A 14,033-nucleotide genomic window follows, 5' to 3' on the forward strand; every position below is an offset into this window, starting at 1 on the left:
AGAAGACGGCTAGATGGATTGGGTGAGCTTGGCCCGCTGGTAGGCCTCGTGCAGCCTCGCGTAGACCGGGCCGGGCTTGCCGCGCAAGGCGCCGTGGCCCACGGCCTCGCCGTCGAGCACGGTCACGGGCAGCACTTCTTTCGATGCGGAGCTGAGCATGATCTCGTCGGCAGCCAGCACGTCGGCCTCGGGCACCGGCCGCAGGTTGTAGGCGATGCCCACCTCTTCGCACAACTCGCGTATCAACTCGTAGCGAACGCCTTCGAGCACGTGTTCGCTCTTGGGCGGCCCGAGGAGCGCACCCTCGTGCACCACCCACACGTTGCTGGACGAGCCTTCGGTCAGGTAGCCGTCGCGCAGCAGGATGGTCTCGATCGCGTCGTGATCGGCCGACAGTTGCCGCGCCAGCACGTTGCCGAGCAGCGAGGTCGACTTGATGTCGCCACGCTCCCACCGGAAATCGCGCGCCGTAACGCAGGCCACGCCCTGGTGGCGTTGCTCGGCACTGGGCGCGGCGAGCGCGCCCGTCATGATGAAGACGGTGGGTTCGATGTCGGTGGGCATCACATGGTTGCGCGGCGCCACGCCGCGCGTCACCTGGATGTACACCGCCTGGTCGTCGGCCGGATGCGCGGCGATCAGCTTGCGGCACAGCGCGAGCCACTGTGCCTCGGTCATCGGGTTCACGATGCGAACCTTGGCCAGGCTGCGGCTCAGGCGCGCCATGTGGTCGTCGAACCTGAAGATGCGCCCGCCATAGACCGGAAACGCCTCGTAGATGCCGTCGCCGAACATGAAGCCCCGGTCGAGCACCGACACGCGGGCGTCGCGCAAGGCGACGAAGTCACCGTTCAGGTAACACAGCGCATCTGAGAGTGCATCTGCGCGTGCATCCCCGCGTGCAGTTTCGAGCCTGTCAGGATCGGCGACGACCATGGCGCCTCCTCAACGTGTCGGGACAACCAGGAACAAGGGGACGAGATTACTTGATCCACAGGCGAATGGAATCCCATGCACGGCCAAAGATGCCGGCCTGCTCCACCGCCTGCAACACCACCAAGGGGCGCTCGGCAATCACCGTACCCGAGGGCGTGGTGACCTTGAGCGTGCCCACGCGCTGGTCCTTGGCTAGCGGGGCGACCAGCGGGTCGGTGCGCTCGACCTTGGTCTGCAGCTTCGATGCGTCGCCCTTGGGCACGCTCAGGAACACCGGCGCCCCCGTGCCGAGCTGGGCCTCCTTGGCGGCGCCCTTCCACACCGGCACCGTGGCGATGGCCTTGTCGGCCTCGAACAGGCGCACCGCATCGAAGGCCTGGAAGCCCCAGTTCAGGAGCTTCTGGCTTTCGTTGGCGCGCGCTTCCATCGACGCCGTGCCCATCACGACGCTGAGCAGGCGGCGCTTGCCGCCGCCGGTGCCGTTGGGCGCCAGGTTGGGGAAGTCGCGCTGAGCCGACACCACCATGCAGTAGCCCGCAGCTTCGGTGTAGCCGGTCTTCATGCCGTCCACGCTCGGGTCGCGCACGAGCAGCACGTTGCGGTTGTTCTCATTGGCGGCAGGCGAGCCTTCGTAGCGGTACTTCTTGATCGAGTACAGCGGGTAGTACTCGGGGAAGTCGGCAACGATGTGGCTTGCAATCACCGCCACATCACGCGCGCTGCTCTTGTGGCCCGGCTCGGTGAGCCCGGTGACGTTCTTGAACGAGGTGTTCTTGAGGCCCCAGGCCTGGGCCTGGCGGTTCATCATGGCCACGAAGTTGTCGAGCGTGCCGCCCACACCTTCGGCCAGCGCCACCGAGGCGTCGTTGCCCGAGTTGACGATCACGCCACGCAGCAGATCAGAGACCTTGGGCGTCATGCGCGGCTCGATGAACATGAGCGAGCCGCCGCCCTTGCGCTCGGCCCATGCCCGCACCGAGACCGGCAGGGTCTGGTCCAGCGTGAGCTTCTTCTCGCGCAGGGCCACGAACGTGATGTAGGCCGTCATCAGCTTGGTCAGCGAGGCGGGGTCGGCCTGAATATCAGCCTCGCGCTCGGCGAGCGTCTGCCCGGTGCTGAGGTCGATCAGGACGTAGCTGCGGGCTGCCACTTCGGGCGGCATCGGCATCTGGGCGAAGGCGGACGTGGCGGCGGCCAGCGTCATGGCGACGAGTGCGAGGAGTCTTTTCATTGGTTGGATCTGGAAGGATGTGAGGGCTTGCAGAGCGCCCGGGCTTATGACCCGAAGCGCACCACAAGGTTCTTGAGCAGGGTCAGCTGCCCATGAAAAAAATGCCCGGCGCCGGGAATCACGACAACCGGCAGCGATTGAGGCCGAGCCCAGTCGAGGGTGGCCGACAAGGGAACAACGTCGTCGGCCTCGCCATGGATGACGAGCGTGCCCGGTGGCGCGGGCGATACGGTCTGCTTCTGCGTCGAGGGGCCGACCAGCACCAGGCCTTCGGGCTTGTCGTCCTCAGGCAGGCGGTGCGCGGCTTCACACGCCACATAGCCCCCGAAGGAGAAGCCGGCCAAGCGAAACGGCAGGGCCGGGTCGCGGTGAGCGGCGATCACGGCCAGCGTGTCGTCGGTCTCGCCGCGGCCTTCGTCATGCGCACCTTCGGAGCCGCCGACCCCGCGAAAGTTAAATCGCACCGCGCGATAGCCCATCTGCACAAACGCGCGGGCAAGCGTCTGCGCCACCTTGTTGTCCATGGTGCCGCCATGCAACGGGTGCGGATGGCAGACCACCGCCACGCCTCGGGGCGTGTGGGCGGGTTCATCGATTGCGCATTCGATCGCGCCTGCCGATCCGGCGATGAGCACGCGCCGAGTCTGGGCGTTCATCGACCGACAGAGTCAGGCAGCAGCAAGCGCTCCACCACCACACCATTCTTCAGGTGCGACTCGACGATCTCGTCGATGTCGTCCTTGTCGACGAAGGTGTACCAGACGGCCTCGGGGTAGACCACCGCCACCGGGCCACCGGCGCAGCGATCCATGCAGCCGGCCTTGTTGACGCGTACGCCACCTGGTCCGTTGAGCTTCTCGGTCTTGGCGCGTGCCTTGCAATGATCGAAGGCCGCCTGTGCATCGTGATCGGCACAACTGGCTTCGCCGTTGTCGCGCTGGTTGAGGCAGAAAAAGATGTGGCGCTGGAAATAGCTCATGCCGGATTTTACGAAGCGTCGTCCCGCGCCGTCACGCGCATCAGCAGGTACATGAGCGCCGCGTAAGGCCACAGCCAACCCACCCACTGCGCCGCACCATGAAAGCGAATGAAGCGCCCCTGCTCCCACGACTGCAGGCTTTCCGCGTAATACGGATCCGTGGGCGCCTGCACGACCAAGGCGACCAGCACCGTCAGGCCCACCAGCCCCAGCGCCGCCGCGCCGCGCCGCGGCAGCAGCGCCAGCCCGAAAGCCAGCGCGCTGCCCAGGATGAGCGCTGGCACCACCGCCGGCGTGAGCCACGCCAGAGCGTGCTGCGGCCCGAAGTTGAGCGCGGTCGACAGCGTCGTGGCGCCCAAACCGATCACGAGGGACGCTGGCACGTGCGCGATCCGCCAGCGGCTGCTGCGCAAAATCGCGAAGGCCACGAACGAAGGGGCCAGAAAGCCGAACGCGATCGCCAGCGACTCAGCGCCACGCGACAGCGGAGAAAGCGATTCGCGGGCATAGACCCAATCCTCGACCCAACCCGACCAGGGCGTCCCCTCGAGCGCCGCCACTGCGGCCTCTTGCAGCGGCAGCAGCACCTGGCCCAGCCCAAATGGCACCGGCGCCGGGAACAGCAAACCCACCGGCCATAGCAACAACAACGCGATCCCGCCCGCGCTGCGGTTGATGAACCACCGGTCGCGCAGCACCTGCCAGCGCGCCACACCGCCAAGCGCCTGCACCGCCAGCGCCACCAGCAAGCCGAGCACCGTGCCGGCGGTGTTGAGCAGCCAATCCGCCAGCGACGGCACGCGTTGCGGCAGCCAGTTCTGCAGGCTTTCCATCGAGGCCGAAAGTGCCGCGCCCGCGAGCACGGTCGTCAACACTGACACGCCAATCGCACGCCCGCTGCGAACCTGGGCACCGAACAGCAAGGCGCCAAAGGGCATGTAGCCGAGCAGGTTGGAGATGAGGTCGAAACCCGTCCACCACGGGCGCCACGGCATGTGCCCCAGGCCCAGCAGCGGCACAGCCGGCATCTTCCAGCCCGTGAAAGGCGACAGGCTGGCGTAGACGATCAGCACGGCATAGAGCGCCGCCAACGGCGCGGCGGAGCTGCGGTGCCTTTGGGGCGGGGCAGCGTCGTGCCCGCCGGGCTCCGCCGATGTGTGCGGGTGCGACGGGCTCATTGCTGGTCAGCCATCGCCGCTCAGAAGGGCTTGACCACCACCAGCACCACGATCAGCGCAAACAACAGCACCGACGATTCGTTGAACACGCGGAACCAGCGCTCGCTGCGCGTGTTGCTGAAGGTCTCGAACTTGCGCAGCAGCGACCGGCAGGCGTGGTGGTAACCCAGCACGAGCACCACCAGGAAGAGCTTGGCATGCAGCCACCCGCCCTTGACGCCGAATCCGAGCCAGAGCCACAGACCGAGAAGCAGTGCCGGCACCATCAAGAGACTCGTGAAGCGATAGAGCTTGCGCGCCATCAGCAACAGGCGCTCGCGCTCGGCGTGGCTGTCCGCGGGCACCGTCGCCAGGTTGACGAACAGGCGCGGCAGATAGAAGAGGCCAGCAAACCAGCTGGCCACGAAGACGATGTGAAAGGCCTTGACCCACAAATACAAGCTGCTCATGCGGCCTGATTATGTTGTGAGTGCGACACGCCCCAAGAAAAAAGCCCCGGCCAACAAGCCGGGGCTGGAAAGCCTTATCGCTGTCATCACGGCAAGGCTCCTGCTCAGGGAGGAAAAGCAGGGGACAACAGCCTTGCAGCTATCATCCGTCGTCAACTTTAGCAGATGACCCCGGGACACGAGCAAGCCTCGCCACCTACGGAAAAACACGCAGTTGCCAACTCTGTCGCGACTGCGCGCGTTGACCATCAACCGCTGTTCATCACCACGAGCCAGGATTCGCGCCGTGCAAACGCCCCCGCCCTTCCCCACCAGCCGGCCGCGCCGTTTGCGGCGCGATGAGTTCACCCGCGCCCTGGTCCGCGAACACCACCTCCGGGCCAGCGACCTGATCCTGCCGGTGTTCGTGTTGGCCGGCCAAGGCATCGCGCAGAACGTCGATTCCATGCCGGGCGTGCAGCGGCTCAGCCTCGATCGCCTCCTGCCGGTGGCCGAGGAATGCGTGCAACTCGGCATCCCGGTCATGGCGCTGTTCCCGGTGATCGAGGGCTCGCTCAAGTCGCCCGATGGCCGCGAAGCCACCAACCCCGAAGGCCTGGTCCCGACCGTGGTGCGCGAACTGAAGAAGCGCTTTCCTGAACTGGGCCTGCTGACGGATGTCGCACTCGACCCGTTCACCTCGCACGGCCAGGACGGCCTGCTCGACGACACCGGCTACATCCTGAACGACGAGACGGTGGCCATCCTCACCGAACAGGCGCTGGTGCAGGCAGAGGCCGGCGTGGACATCGTCGCCCCGAGCGACATGATGGACGGCCGCATCGGCGCGATCCGCTCGGCGCTCGAAGCGCGCGGCGCGATCCATACGCGCATCATGGCCTACAGCGCCAAGTACGCGAGTGCCTTCTACGGCCCGTTCCGCGACGCCGTGGGCTCGGCCGCCAACCTGGGCAAGAGCAACAAGAAGGTCTACCAGATGGACCCGGCCAACAGCGACGAAGCCCTGCGCGAAGTCGCGCTCGATCTGGCCGAGGGCGCCGACATGGTGATGGTCAAGCCCGGCATGCCGTACCTCGACATCGTGCGCCGCGTGAAGGAGGAGTTCCGCGTGCCCACCTTCGCCTACCAGGTCAGCGGTGAGTACGCGATGCTCAAGGCCGCCGCACAGAACGGCTGGCTCGACCACGACGCCGTCGTGATGGAAAGCCTGCTCGCATTCAAGCGTGCAGGCGCCGATGGCGTGCTGACCTACTTCGCGCTCGAAGCAGCGCGCCTGCTGCGGGCGCGTTGATGCGGCTCTTTCACATCCTGCCCGACCAGTTCATCGAACTGACCGACTGGCCGGCGAGCTTGCCGGCCGCAGGCTATGTGTGGGTGAGTACGGCGCGGCGCGAGTTCGAAGTGAACATCGCCACGGTTCAGTCGGCATTGCAGCGCTGGACGGGCGCGCAGATCGTGGACCTGCACGTGAGCGACCTGCTGAATAACCAGTTGCCCTCGCACTTCGACTACACCTCGAACTACGACCTGATGGTCTTCCGGCGCCTGGCGGCGGGGAGCGGGAGCACCGCGATGTTCATCGACGAGGCACAGGGCACGCTGGCCACCGCCAAGCGCGCGCTCGAGGCCATCGACACCAGCCCGGTCGGTTTTGCGGTGTACGACCGCGTGCTGATCACGGTTCACCCGACAGACTGCCAGGTGAACGACTTCTTCGCCTCGCGCCTGAAGCAACTGGTGCACGAGACGGAACAGCGCGCGATCGGCTCGCGCATGCCCACCGGCCCGGCCGACCTGATGCTGCGCATGGTCAACCACATGGTGGATAGCTACCTCGAGCTGCGCCGACTCCTGAGCAAACAGCTCGGTTACCTGCAGACGGAGCTTTTCAAGCCGAACAGCCACTTCGACAGCTGGCAGGTGCTGCTCGACTCGCGCAATGCCCTGCACCTGCTCGAAGACACCTGCGAAGACCAGCGCAGCGCGATCGTCGAGTGGCTGGACGCACTCGAAGAATGGCCCAGCGAGAACGACTCGACCTCCCTGCGCGAGCGCGAGCTGCTGCGGCTGCGCTCGCGCGATGTGCTGGAGCACATCGAACGCGTGCTGAGCCACGTGCGCAGGCTCGAGAACTCGTCGGAGACGGCGGTGCAGATGCACTTCTCGGCGCAAAGCAACCGCACCAACGACATCATGCGTACGCTGACGGTCATCACCGCCATCTTCATGCCGCTGAACCTGATCACGGGCTTCTTCGGCATGAACTTCGACGGCCTGCCCTTGATCCACACCTCGACCGGCGTGTGGATCGCCAGCATCGTGATGTTGGCGCTCGGCGCGGGCCTGAGCTGGTTCTTCTGGCGCAAGCGCTACCTCAGCACCTCGCGCCGTCACTGAGCGCGCAGCGGCTCAGCGGTCGTATGGGTCGGCGAAGCCGAGCCCGGCCAGCACCTCGGTCTCGCGTGCCTCCATTGCCTCGGCTTCGTCGTCGGCTTCATGGTCGAACCCTTGCGCGTGCAAGGCGCCATGCACCAGCAGGTGCGCGTAGTGCGCCTCCAGGGTGATGTTCTGTTCGCGCGCCTCGGCCTCGACGACCGGCGCACACAGGATCAGGTCGGCGCTCACGACGGGTTCATGGCTGTAGTCGAAGGTGAGCACGTTGGTGGCGTAGTCCCGTTCGCGGAACTCCCGGTTCAGTCGCTGCCCTTCTTCGGCATCGACCACACGCACCGTGATCTCGCCCGGGGCTTCGAGCGCCGCGCGGATCCAGCGCGCCACCTTGTGCCGCGGCAGGTGCGCTCGGTGCGTGGCATCTGCAAACTGCAGCGACAGGCTCAGCTCGGGGCGGGGGGCACGAGCCATCAGTCGCGATCCTGCGGGACGGCGTCGTAGGCCTCGACGATGCGCGCCACCAGCGGGTGGCGCACCACATCGGCCGCGGTGAAGCGCGTCATCGCGATGCCCTTCACACGCCGCAACACGCGCTCGGCGTCGATCAGGCCGCTGTCCGTGCCGCGCGGCAGGTCGATCTGGCTCACGTCGCCCGTCACCACGCATTTGCTGCCGAAGCCGATGCGGGTGAGAAACATCTTCATCTGCTCGCGCGTGGTGTTCTGCGCTTCGTCGAGGATCACGAAGGCGTGGTTCAGCGTGCGCCCGCGCATGAAGGCCAGCGGCGCGATCTCGATGTTGCCCTTCTCGAAGGCCTTGGCGACCTTGTCGAACCCCATCAGGTCGTAGAGCGCGTCGTACAAGGGGCGCAGGTACGGGTCGACCTTCTGGGCCAGGTCACCGGGCAGAAAGCCCAGGCGCTCGCCGGCCTCCACCGCGGGCCGTGTGAGGATGATCCGCTGCACCGCGCTGCGCTCGAGCGCATCGACCGCGCTGGCCACAGCGAGGAAGGTCTTGCCGGTGCCGGCGGGGCCGATGCCGAAGGTGATGTCGTGCGCCTGGATGTTGCCCAGGTAGGTGCGCTGGTTCTCGGTGCGCCCGGAGAGATCGGCACGGCGCGTGCGCAGCACGAGTTCTTCGGGGTCGGCATCGTCGGCCTCGTCACCGCTGCGCACGGCTCGCCCACGCCCGCCTCGCCGGGCATCGGCCTGGGCCTCGACCAAGGCCAGCTGGAACGCTTCGGGCGCAATCGGCTTGCGCGCTCGGTCGTACAAGGTCTGCATCAGGGCCACGGCCTGCTCCGCGTTGGGCTTGGCGCCCTCGATGCGGAAGGATTCGTTGCGGCGCGAGATGCTCACGTCGAACGCGGCCTCGATCTGGCGCAGGTGATCGTCGACGCTGCCGCACAGGTGTGACAGGCGGGTGTTGTCCAGCGGGATGAAGGCGTGTCGAAGAATCATGGGGGGCGCTTTCGCAAAGGCGGATTGTCGCGCCAGCCCGGCCGGCATGTCATTCGGCACGGATGCTCCTGCACAATCGGCGCCCATGCAGACACGCCGCTCCCTTTCCGTCGCGACCGCATGGCTGGCCGCCGTGGCTCTGGCCGGGCTGCTCGCCTGGCAAGGGTTGCAGGCGCGTGCGCCCGAGACCCTGGCCAACGTGATCGTGCTCACCTCCGCACAGACCGCCACATGGAGTGGCGATCACTTCCCGGCGGAGCAACCGCCGCGCCGCGTGAGCCTGCCCGACGACTGGGCGGTCAGCCGACCGCGCGAAGACGGGCCACTCTGGTATCGCCTGGGCTTTCAGTCGCCGGGGGTGAAGGACGAACTTCTGGCCGTCGCGATCGACCGCGTCTGCAGCAACGCCGAGGTCTGGCTGAACGGTTTCATCGTGCACAGCGACGGCCACATGAGCGAACCGGTGACGCGCAACTGCCACCGCCCGCTACTCGTGCCCTTGACGCCGGGCCTGCTGCGACCGGGCGAGAACCATCTCGACATCAAGGTGCAGGGCTACGCCTTGCAGAAGGTCACTTCGCGCGCACGGGCTGGCGGGCTCTCGCAGGTGCGTGTCGGCCCGCATGCCCTGCTGGCGCCCGAACACGAAGCGCGCACGTTCCTGAACATCACGCTTGTGCAGGGAGTGGCGATCGCCACCACCGTGCTCGGCGTCTTCCTGCTCTACCTGGGGCGGATCAACCGGAACGAGGTGCACCTCACCTACCTCGGCCTCGCCATCCTCACCTGGAACCTGCTGACCACCCGAAGCTGGCTGCAGCATTCGCCCTTCGACATCAGCACGACCGAGCTGCTGTTCTGCGCGGCCTTCGGCGTGCTGACCGGCCTGGTGGTGCAGTTCCTGCTGAGCTACGGCGCGGTGCGCTCGCGGATGATCGAGGCCTTCCTGCTGCTGCAGGTGCTCCTGGTGCCTCTGACGCTGCTGCTCGCAGGGGCGCAGCGACTGCACTACGTGTCCAGTGCCTGGTACCTGCTGATGGTGGCCGAGATCGCCGCCGCCGCCCTGCTGTATCTGCGCATCGAAAGGCGCTCCGAGCGAGGCAACTTCTGGCCCATGGCCGCGCTGCTGGGGAGCTTGGGCGTGGTCATGCTGCTCGGGCGAGCCATGCAGTTCGGCTGGATGCCGGTGCCGCAGGTGAACCTGCTTCAGTTCGTGGCGCCCTTCATCTTCTCGGTGATCGGCGTGCGGCAGCTCTCGACATTCGCGCGCGCCATGCACGCCGCCGAAGCCGCGCGCAACTCGCTCGAAACCCGCGTGGCCGAAGCCACCGCCGAGATGGAGCGCAACTACGTGCAGATGGCCGAGCTGCGCGTCGAGCAGGTCACCGAGAAGGAACGCAAGCGAATCGCCGGCGACCTGCACGACGACCTCGGCGCCAAGCTGCTGACCATCGTGCACACCAGCGAATCGGAGCGCATCTCCACGCTGGCGCGCGAGGCGCTCGAAGAAATGCGCCTGTCGGTGCGCGGCCTGACCGGCAAGCCCTTGCCCGTGGCCGATGCGCTGGCCGACTGGCGCGCCGAGACGGTATCGCGCCTGGGGCAGGCCGGCGTCGAAGTCGACTGGCGCAGCCCGACTGAAGACGTGACCCAGCAGCTCTCGGCACGTGCTTTCGTGCAGACCACGCGCATCCTGCGCGAGGCGGTGAGCAACGTCATCAAGCACAGCGGTGCCTCGCACTGCAAGGTTCGCTGCTCGCTCGGCCAGCAGGATTTCGTGCTGGTGGTGCAGGACAACGGCCGCGGCATCCCGATGGAGCTCGACGGCAAGCTTGACCGCGGCCACGGCATGGCCAGCATGAAGCACCGCGCCAAGCAGATGCAGGGGCAGTGCCTGGTCGAGTCGGGCCCGGGCTACGGCACCGTGATCCGCCTCACACTTCCACTCGGAACCGCCTGAGCCATTGCAACACCCGCGCAGTCCTGCGACACATGCCGGTCGCAGGCTGATACGATGTTTTTCGGCCTACCCACCTGCGAGCTGCCATGAACAAGATCCTGTTGCTGGAAGACCTCCCCGAGATCCGTGCCTGGCTGAAGGCCTTGGCCTTGCAAGTGTTCCCGCAAGCCCAGGTGTTCGAAGCGGCCCGCGTGCACGACGCGCTGGCGCTTATCACGGCCGAGCGCTTCGAAGTCGCCCTGATCGACCTTGGCCTGCCCGACGGCTCGGGGGTCGACGTGGTCACCGCGCTGCGCGAGGCCCAGCCCGAGGCGCAGTCGGTGGTCGTGACAATCCACGACGACGACGAACACCTCTTCCCCGCGCTGCAGGCCGGCGCCTTCGGTTACCTGCTGAAAGAGCAACCCCGCGAACTGTTCGTGGAGCAGCTTCAGCGCATCAGCCAGGGCGAGCCGCCGCTGTCGCCGTCGATCGCACGGCGCGTCATTGCGTACTTCGCCAAGCAGAGCAAGCCGCAGGCGCGGGCCGACGACCTGCCGCACGTGCAGCTCACCGACCGTGAGAACGAGGTGCTGCTATGGGTGGCCAAGGGCTTCACGCTGCCCGAGATCGGTGTGCAGCTCAACCTCTCGCGCCACACCATTGCCGACTACGTGAAGCAGATCTACCGCAAGCTGAACGTCAGCTCGCGCGCCGAGGCGGCGCTGGAAGCGCAGCGCCTGGGTCTCTTCCGCCGATGACACCTCGATGATCGGTCGCCTGACAGGCCTGCTGGCAGAGAAGAACCCGCCCCAACTGCTCGTTGACGTGAGCGGCGTCGGCTATGAAGTCGATGTGCCGATGAGCACCTTCTACAACCTGCCGGGCCTGGGCGAGCGCGTCAGCCTGCTCACGCACTTCGCGGTGCGTGAAGACGCGCAGGTGCTGTTCGGCTTCCTGACCGCCGAGGAGCGCGCGACCTTCCGCCAACTGGTGAAGATCTCCGGCGTGGGGCCGCGCACGGCGCTGTCCATCCTGTCGGGCCTGAGCGTGAGCGAGCTCGCGCAGGCGGTGTCGATTCAAGAGAGCGGCCGGCTGGTCAAGGTGCCCGGCATCGGCAAGAAAACCGCGGAGCGCCTGCTGCTCGAACTGAAGGGAAAGCTCGGCGGCGACCTCTCCCTGCCGGCCACCGTGGCGGGCGATGCGCAGGGCGACATCCTTCAGGCGCTGGTTGCCTTGGGCTACAGCGATCGCGAGGCCGCGCTCGCCCTCAAGGGCCTGCCTGCCGACGTGGGGGTGAGTGACGGCATCAAACTCGCCCTCAAGTCGCTCGCAAAGTAGTGAGTTATCGCCTCGCGGCGCAACAATCGCACACATCTTTGCTTACAACTTGCCCCAGCCTGCGGGGGCTGCGCTTCAATTTGGGTTGCCGTGCAAACCGCCCCCATAAAATTAGAGAGCCCCTCCGAAAGCATCTCGCTGCGCCGCCCACACCAGTACATGGCTGACCTGATCAACCCCCAACTCTTTGCTCGTGTGGAGCGTTCGCTGCGCAAGCGGCTGAACACGAACGTCAAGCCCCATCTGACCCGTTGCGCAGCACGCGCCGCCACCGAGGACGAGTTCATGGCCGCGGCCGCCCGCATGCTGATCAATCAGCAAGAGCGGCAGGAATGGCTTGCCTCATGGGCCGCGCGGCGCCACAGCGAAAGCCTGGACACCACCCCGGCCGAACTCGACGCCACCACGCCTGGCACGCTCGACGCGCCACTGCAGCGCAGCTTTCGCATCACCCCGGCCCAGCGCGACCGCGTTCGCGAGGCACTGGCCCATGAGATGGGCCCGATCGCCGACCTGTTGCTCGACACCGAGATGCAACGTGCCGGCTCGGTGAGTGAACTGCTGTCGCGCCTGGAAGCACACCTCGACGACGACGAGCAGCGCGCACGCTTCCGCGCGGCGACCTTGTCCTCGAAGCTTGCGTAGCGCGGCTGGCCCGCTCAGATCTGCCCACTGCGGCCTTGGCCGCATCCACTCCATTTCCCCTGTGACACGAGCCCTGCCATGAACCTGAAGCTGAGATTCAACCTGGTGTTCGCCGTGATGTTCCTGATCGCGCTGGGCGTGGCAGGCGGCCTGGTGTACCGGCAAGTGCAGACGAACGCGAGCGCCGAAGTGGTCCACGACGCGCAGCGCATGATGGATGTGGCGATCGCCGTGCGCGGCTACACGGTCGACAACATCAAGCCTCACCTCGACCCGCTGCTCGACCGCCACTTCCTCGCCGAGACCGTGCCGGCTTTCGCCGCCACCGAGACGCTCGCCCGGTTGGCCGCCAAGCAGCCCGGCTACAGCTACAAGGAAGCCACACTCAACCCGACCAACCTGCGCGACAAGCCCACCGCCTGGGAGGGTGACCTGGTGCAACGCTTTCGCGCACAGCCCGACCTGAAGGAGCTCCGGGGCGAGGTGAGCACCGAACAGGGCGACCTGTTTTACGTGGCGCGCCCCATCCGCATCACCAACCCGGCCTGCCTGGCCTGTCACAGCACGCCCGCCGCAGCACCGCAGACCTTGATCGCCCGCTACGGCGACAAGAACGGCTTCGGCTGGGAGCTCAACGAAGTCGTCGGTGCGCAGGTCGTGGCCGTGCCGACCGCGCTTCCGCAAGAGAAGGCGCGCCAGCTCTTCTTCACGTTCACCGGCTCGCTGGTGGCCGTGTTCGTGGTGTTGTTCCTGGTGCTCAACTGGCTGCTGCAGCGCCTGGTGGTTCGCCCGGTGCGTGACGTCGCCAATGCGGCGCGCCGCATCAGCCAGGGTGACCTGTCGCTGGCCGAGTTCGCGGAGACGCGTTCCGACGAGATCGGCACCCTGCAGAAGTCGTTCAACCGCATGCGCCGCAGCCTCGTCAAGGCGATGGGGATGCTGCGCAGCTGAGGCCACACCGCCCCAAATGAAAACGGGCCCTGCGAGGGCCCGTTTTTCATGGTTGACGCGTGGCTCAGTGCTTGTGTTCCGTCTTGGAGCCAGGCGCCTCGACATTCACCTGCACCGTCACCTCGCCCGCCTTCTCGAACTTCAGCTTGAGCGGGAAGCTGCTGCCCTGCTTGAGCGGCGCGTTCAGGCCGACCAGCATGACATGCATGCCACCCGGCTTGAGCGCCACGGTTTGGCCCGCCGGCAGGTCGATGGCATCGACAGCGCGCATACGCATCACGTCGCCTTCCATCTTCATTTCGTGAAGCTCCACGCTCTTGGCCACATCGGCGCTGGCCGACAACAGGCGGTCGGCCGTGCTGCCTCGGTTCTCCACCGAGAGAAACGCGCCACCCGCGGTCTGACCTTGGGCCGTAGCGCGCGCAAACGGATGGCCGATGCTCAGATCGCCCAGCTTGAAGTCGTGAGCGTGCGCCACCAGGGCCGCGAGGCTCAACGTGAGGGCAGTGAGGGTGCGGTGCAGTTTCATGTGT

At 66.6% G+C, this 14,033-nt stretch carries 16 protein-coding genes; 7 read left to right on the forward strand and 9 right to left on the reverse strand.

All coding sequences use genetic code 11. The features are described 5' to 3' along the window. Positions 1 to 9: 9 nt before the first annotated feature. Genes AC1KAR_RS07645 through AC1KAR_RS07670 form a run of 6 tightly spaced genes read right to left on the reverse strand, consistent with a single transcriptional unit; the run spans position 10 to position 4,773 of the window. Positions 10 to 936, reverse strand: coding sequence for a D-amino acid aminotransferase (locus tag AC1KAR_RS07645; RefSeq protein ID WP_480316118.1), 927 nt, complete (start codon positions 934 to 936; stop codon positions 10 to 12). 46 nt (positions 937 to 982) lie between these two features. After that, positions 983 to 2,167, reverse strand: coding sequence for a D-alanyl-D-alanine carboxypeptidase family protein (locus tag AC1KAR_RS07650; protein ID WP_480316120.1), 1,185 nt, complete (start codon positions 2,165 to 2,167; stop codon positions 983 to 985). Positions 2,168 to 2,211: 44 nt separating this feature from the next. Further along, a complete protein-coding gene (locus AC1KAR_RS07655) occupies positions 2,212 to 2,823 on the reverse strand; it encodes an alpha/beta hydrolase (RefSeq protein ID WP_480316122.1) in 612 nt (203 codons plus the stop codon). After that, positions 2,820 to 3,146: a (2Fe-2S) ferredoxin domain-containing protein gene (locus AC1KAR_RS07660; RefSeq protein WP_480316124.1), complete on the reverse strand. Its 327-nt coding sequence runs from the start codon at positions 3,144 to 3,146 to the stop codon at positions 2,820 to 2,822. Before AC1KAR_RS07660 ends, AC1KAR_RS07655 begins: the two co-directional genes overlap by 4 nt. 8 nt (positions 3,147 to 3,154) lie before the next feature. Continuing rightward, complete coding sequence (locus AC1KAR_RS07665) at positions 3,155 to 4,324, reverse strand: VanZ family protein (RefSeq protein ID WP_480316126.1); 1,170 nt, start codon at positions 4,322 to 4,324, stop codon at positions 3,155 to 3,157. Positions 4,325 to 4,344: 20 nt separating this feature from the next. Further along, entirely contained in the window at positions 4,345 to 4,773 is a 429-nt protein-coding gene (locus tag AC1KAR_RS07670; RefSeq protein WP_480316128.1) for a CopD family protein, read from the reverse strand. A 286-nt stretch (positions 4,774 to 5,059) separates the two neighbouring features. On the opposite strand from AC1KAR_RS07670, the gene hemB reads away from it, so the two are divergent. Then, complete coding sequence (hemB, locus tag AC1KAR_RS07675; RefSeq protein WP_480316130.1) at positions 5,060 to 6,064, forward strand: porphobilinogen synthase; 1,005 nt, start codon at positions 5,060 to 5,062, stop codon at positions 6,062 to 6,064. Continuing rightward, positions 6,064 to 7,170, forward strand: a complete 1,107-nt coding sequence (locus AC1KAR_RS07680; RefSeq protein WP_480316132.1) for a magnesium transporter CorA family protein — start codon at positions 6,064 to 6,066, stop codon at positions 7,168 to 7,170. Before hemB ends, AC1KAR_RS07680 begins: the two co-directional genes overlap by 1 nt. A 12-nt stretch (positions 7,171 to 7,182) precedes the next feature. On the opposite strand, the gene ybeY is transcribed toward AC1KAR_RS07680, so the two are convergent. Next, positions 7,183 to 7,635, reverse strand: coding sequence for an rRNA maturation RNase YbeY (gene ybeY, locus AC1KAR_RS07685; protein ID WP_480316134.1), 453 nt, complete (start codon positions 7,633 to 7,635; stop codon positions 7,183 to 7,185). Next, on the reverse strand, positions 7,635 to 8,624 hold the full coding sequence (locus AC1KAR_RS07690) for a PhoH family protein (RefSeq protein ID WP_480316136.1): 990 nt from the start codon (positions 8,622 to 8,624) through the stop codon (positions 7,635 to 7,637). Before AC1KAR_RS07690 ends, ybeY begins: the two co-directional genes overlap by 1 nt. Before the next feature lie 85 nt (positions 8,625 to 8,709). On the opposite strand from AC1KAR_RS07690, the gene AC1KAR_RS07695 reads away from it, so the two are divergent. The 5 genes from AC1KAR_RS07695 to AC1KAR_RS07715 all read left to right on the forward strand — a co-directional run bounded on the left by AC1KAR_RS07695 (position 8,710) and on the right by AC1KAR_RS07715 (position 13,500). Further along, entirely contained in the window at positions 8,710 to 10,584 is a 1,875-nt protein-coding gene (locus AC1KAR_RS07695; RefSeq protein WP_480316138.1) for a sensor histidine kinase, read from the forward strand. An 86-nt stretch (positions 10,585 to 10,670) separates the two neighbouring features. Beyond that, a complete protein-coding gene (locus tag AC1KAR_RS07700) occupies positions 10,671 to 11,324 on the forward strand; it encodes a response regulator (RefSeq protein ID WP_480316140.1) in 654 nt (217 codons plus the stop codon). A gap of 7 nt (positions 11,325 to 11,331) precedes the next feature. Further along, a complete protein-coding gene (ruvA, locus tag AC1KAR_RS07705) occupies positions 11,332 to 11,904 on the forward strand; it encodes a Holliday junction branch migration protein RuvA (protein ID WP_480316142.1) in 573 nt (190 codons plus the stop codon). Positions 11,905 to 12,063: 159 nt separating this feature from the next. After that, positions 12,064 to 12,549: a DUF8082 domain-containing protein gene (locus AC1KAR_RS07710; RefSeq protein ID WP_480316144.1), complete on the forward strand. Its 486-nt coding sequence runs from the start codon at positions 12,064 to 12,066 to the stop codon at positions 12,547 to 12,549. 78 nt (positions 12,550 to 12,627) lie between these two features. After that, entirely contained in the window at positions 12,628 to 13,500 is an 873-nt protein-coding gene (locus AC1KAR_RS07715) for a c-type heme family protein (RefSeq protein WP_480316146.1), read from the forward strand. Between the two features lie 64 nt (positions 13,501 to 13,564). Here AC1KAR_RS07715 and AC1KAR_RS07720 read toward each other — a convergent pair whose 3' ends face one another. Further along, a complete protein-coding gene (locus AC1KAR_RS07720; RefSeq protein ID WP_480316148.1) occupies positions 13,565 to 14,029 on the reverse strand; it encodes a copper chaperone PCu(A)C in 465 nt (154 codons plus the stop codon). Positions 14,030 to 14,033 lie beyond the last annotated feature (4 nt).

This window comes from Piscinibacter sp. PDB1-1 (assembly GCF_056675995.1).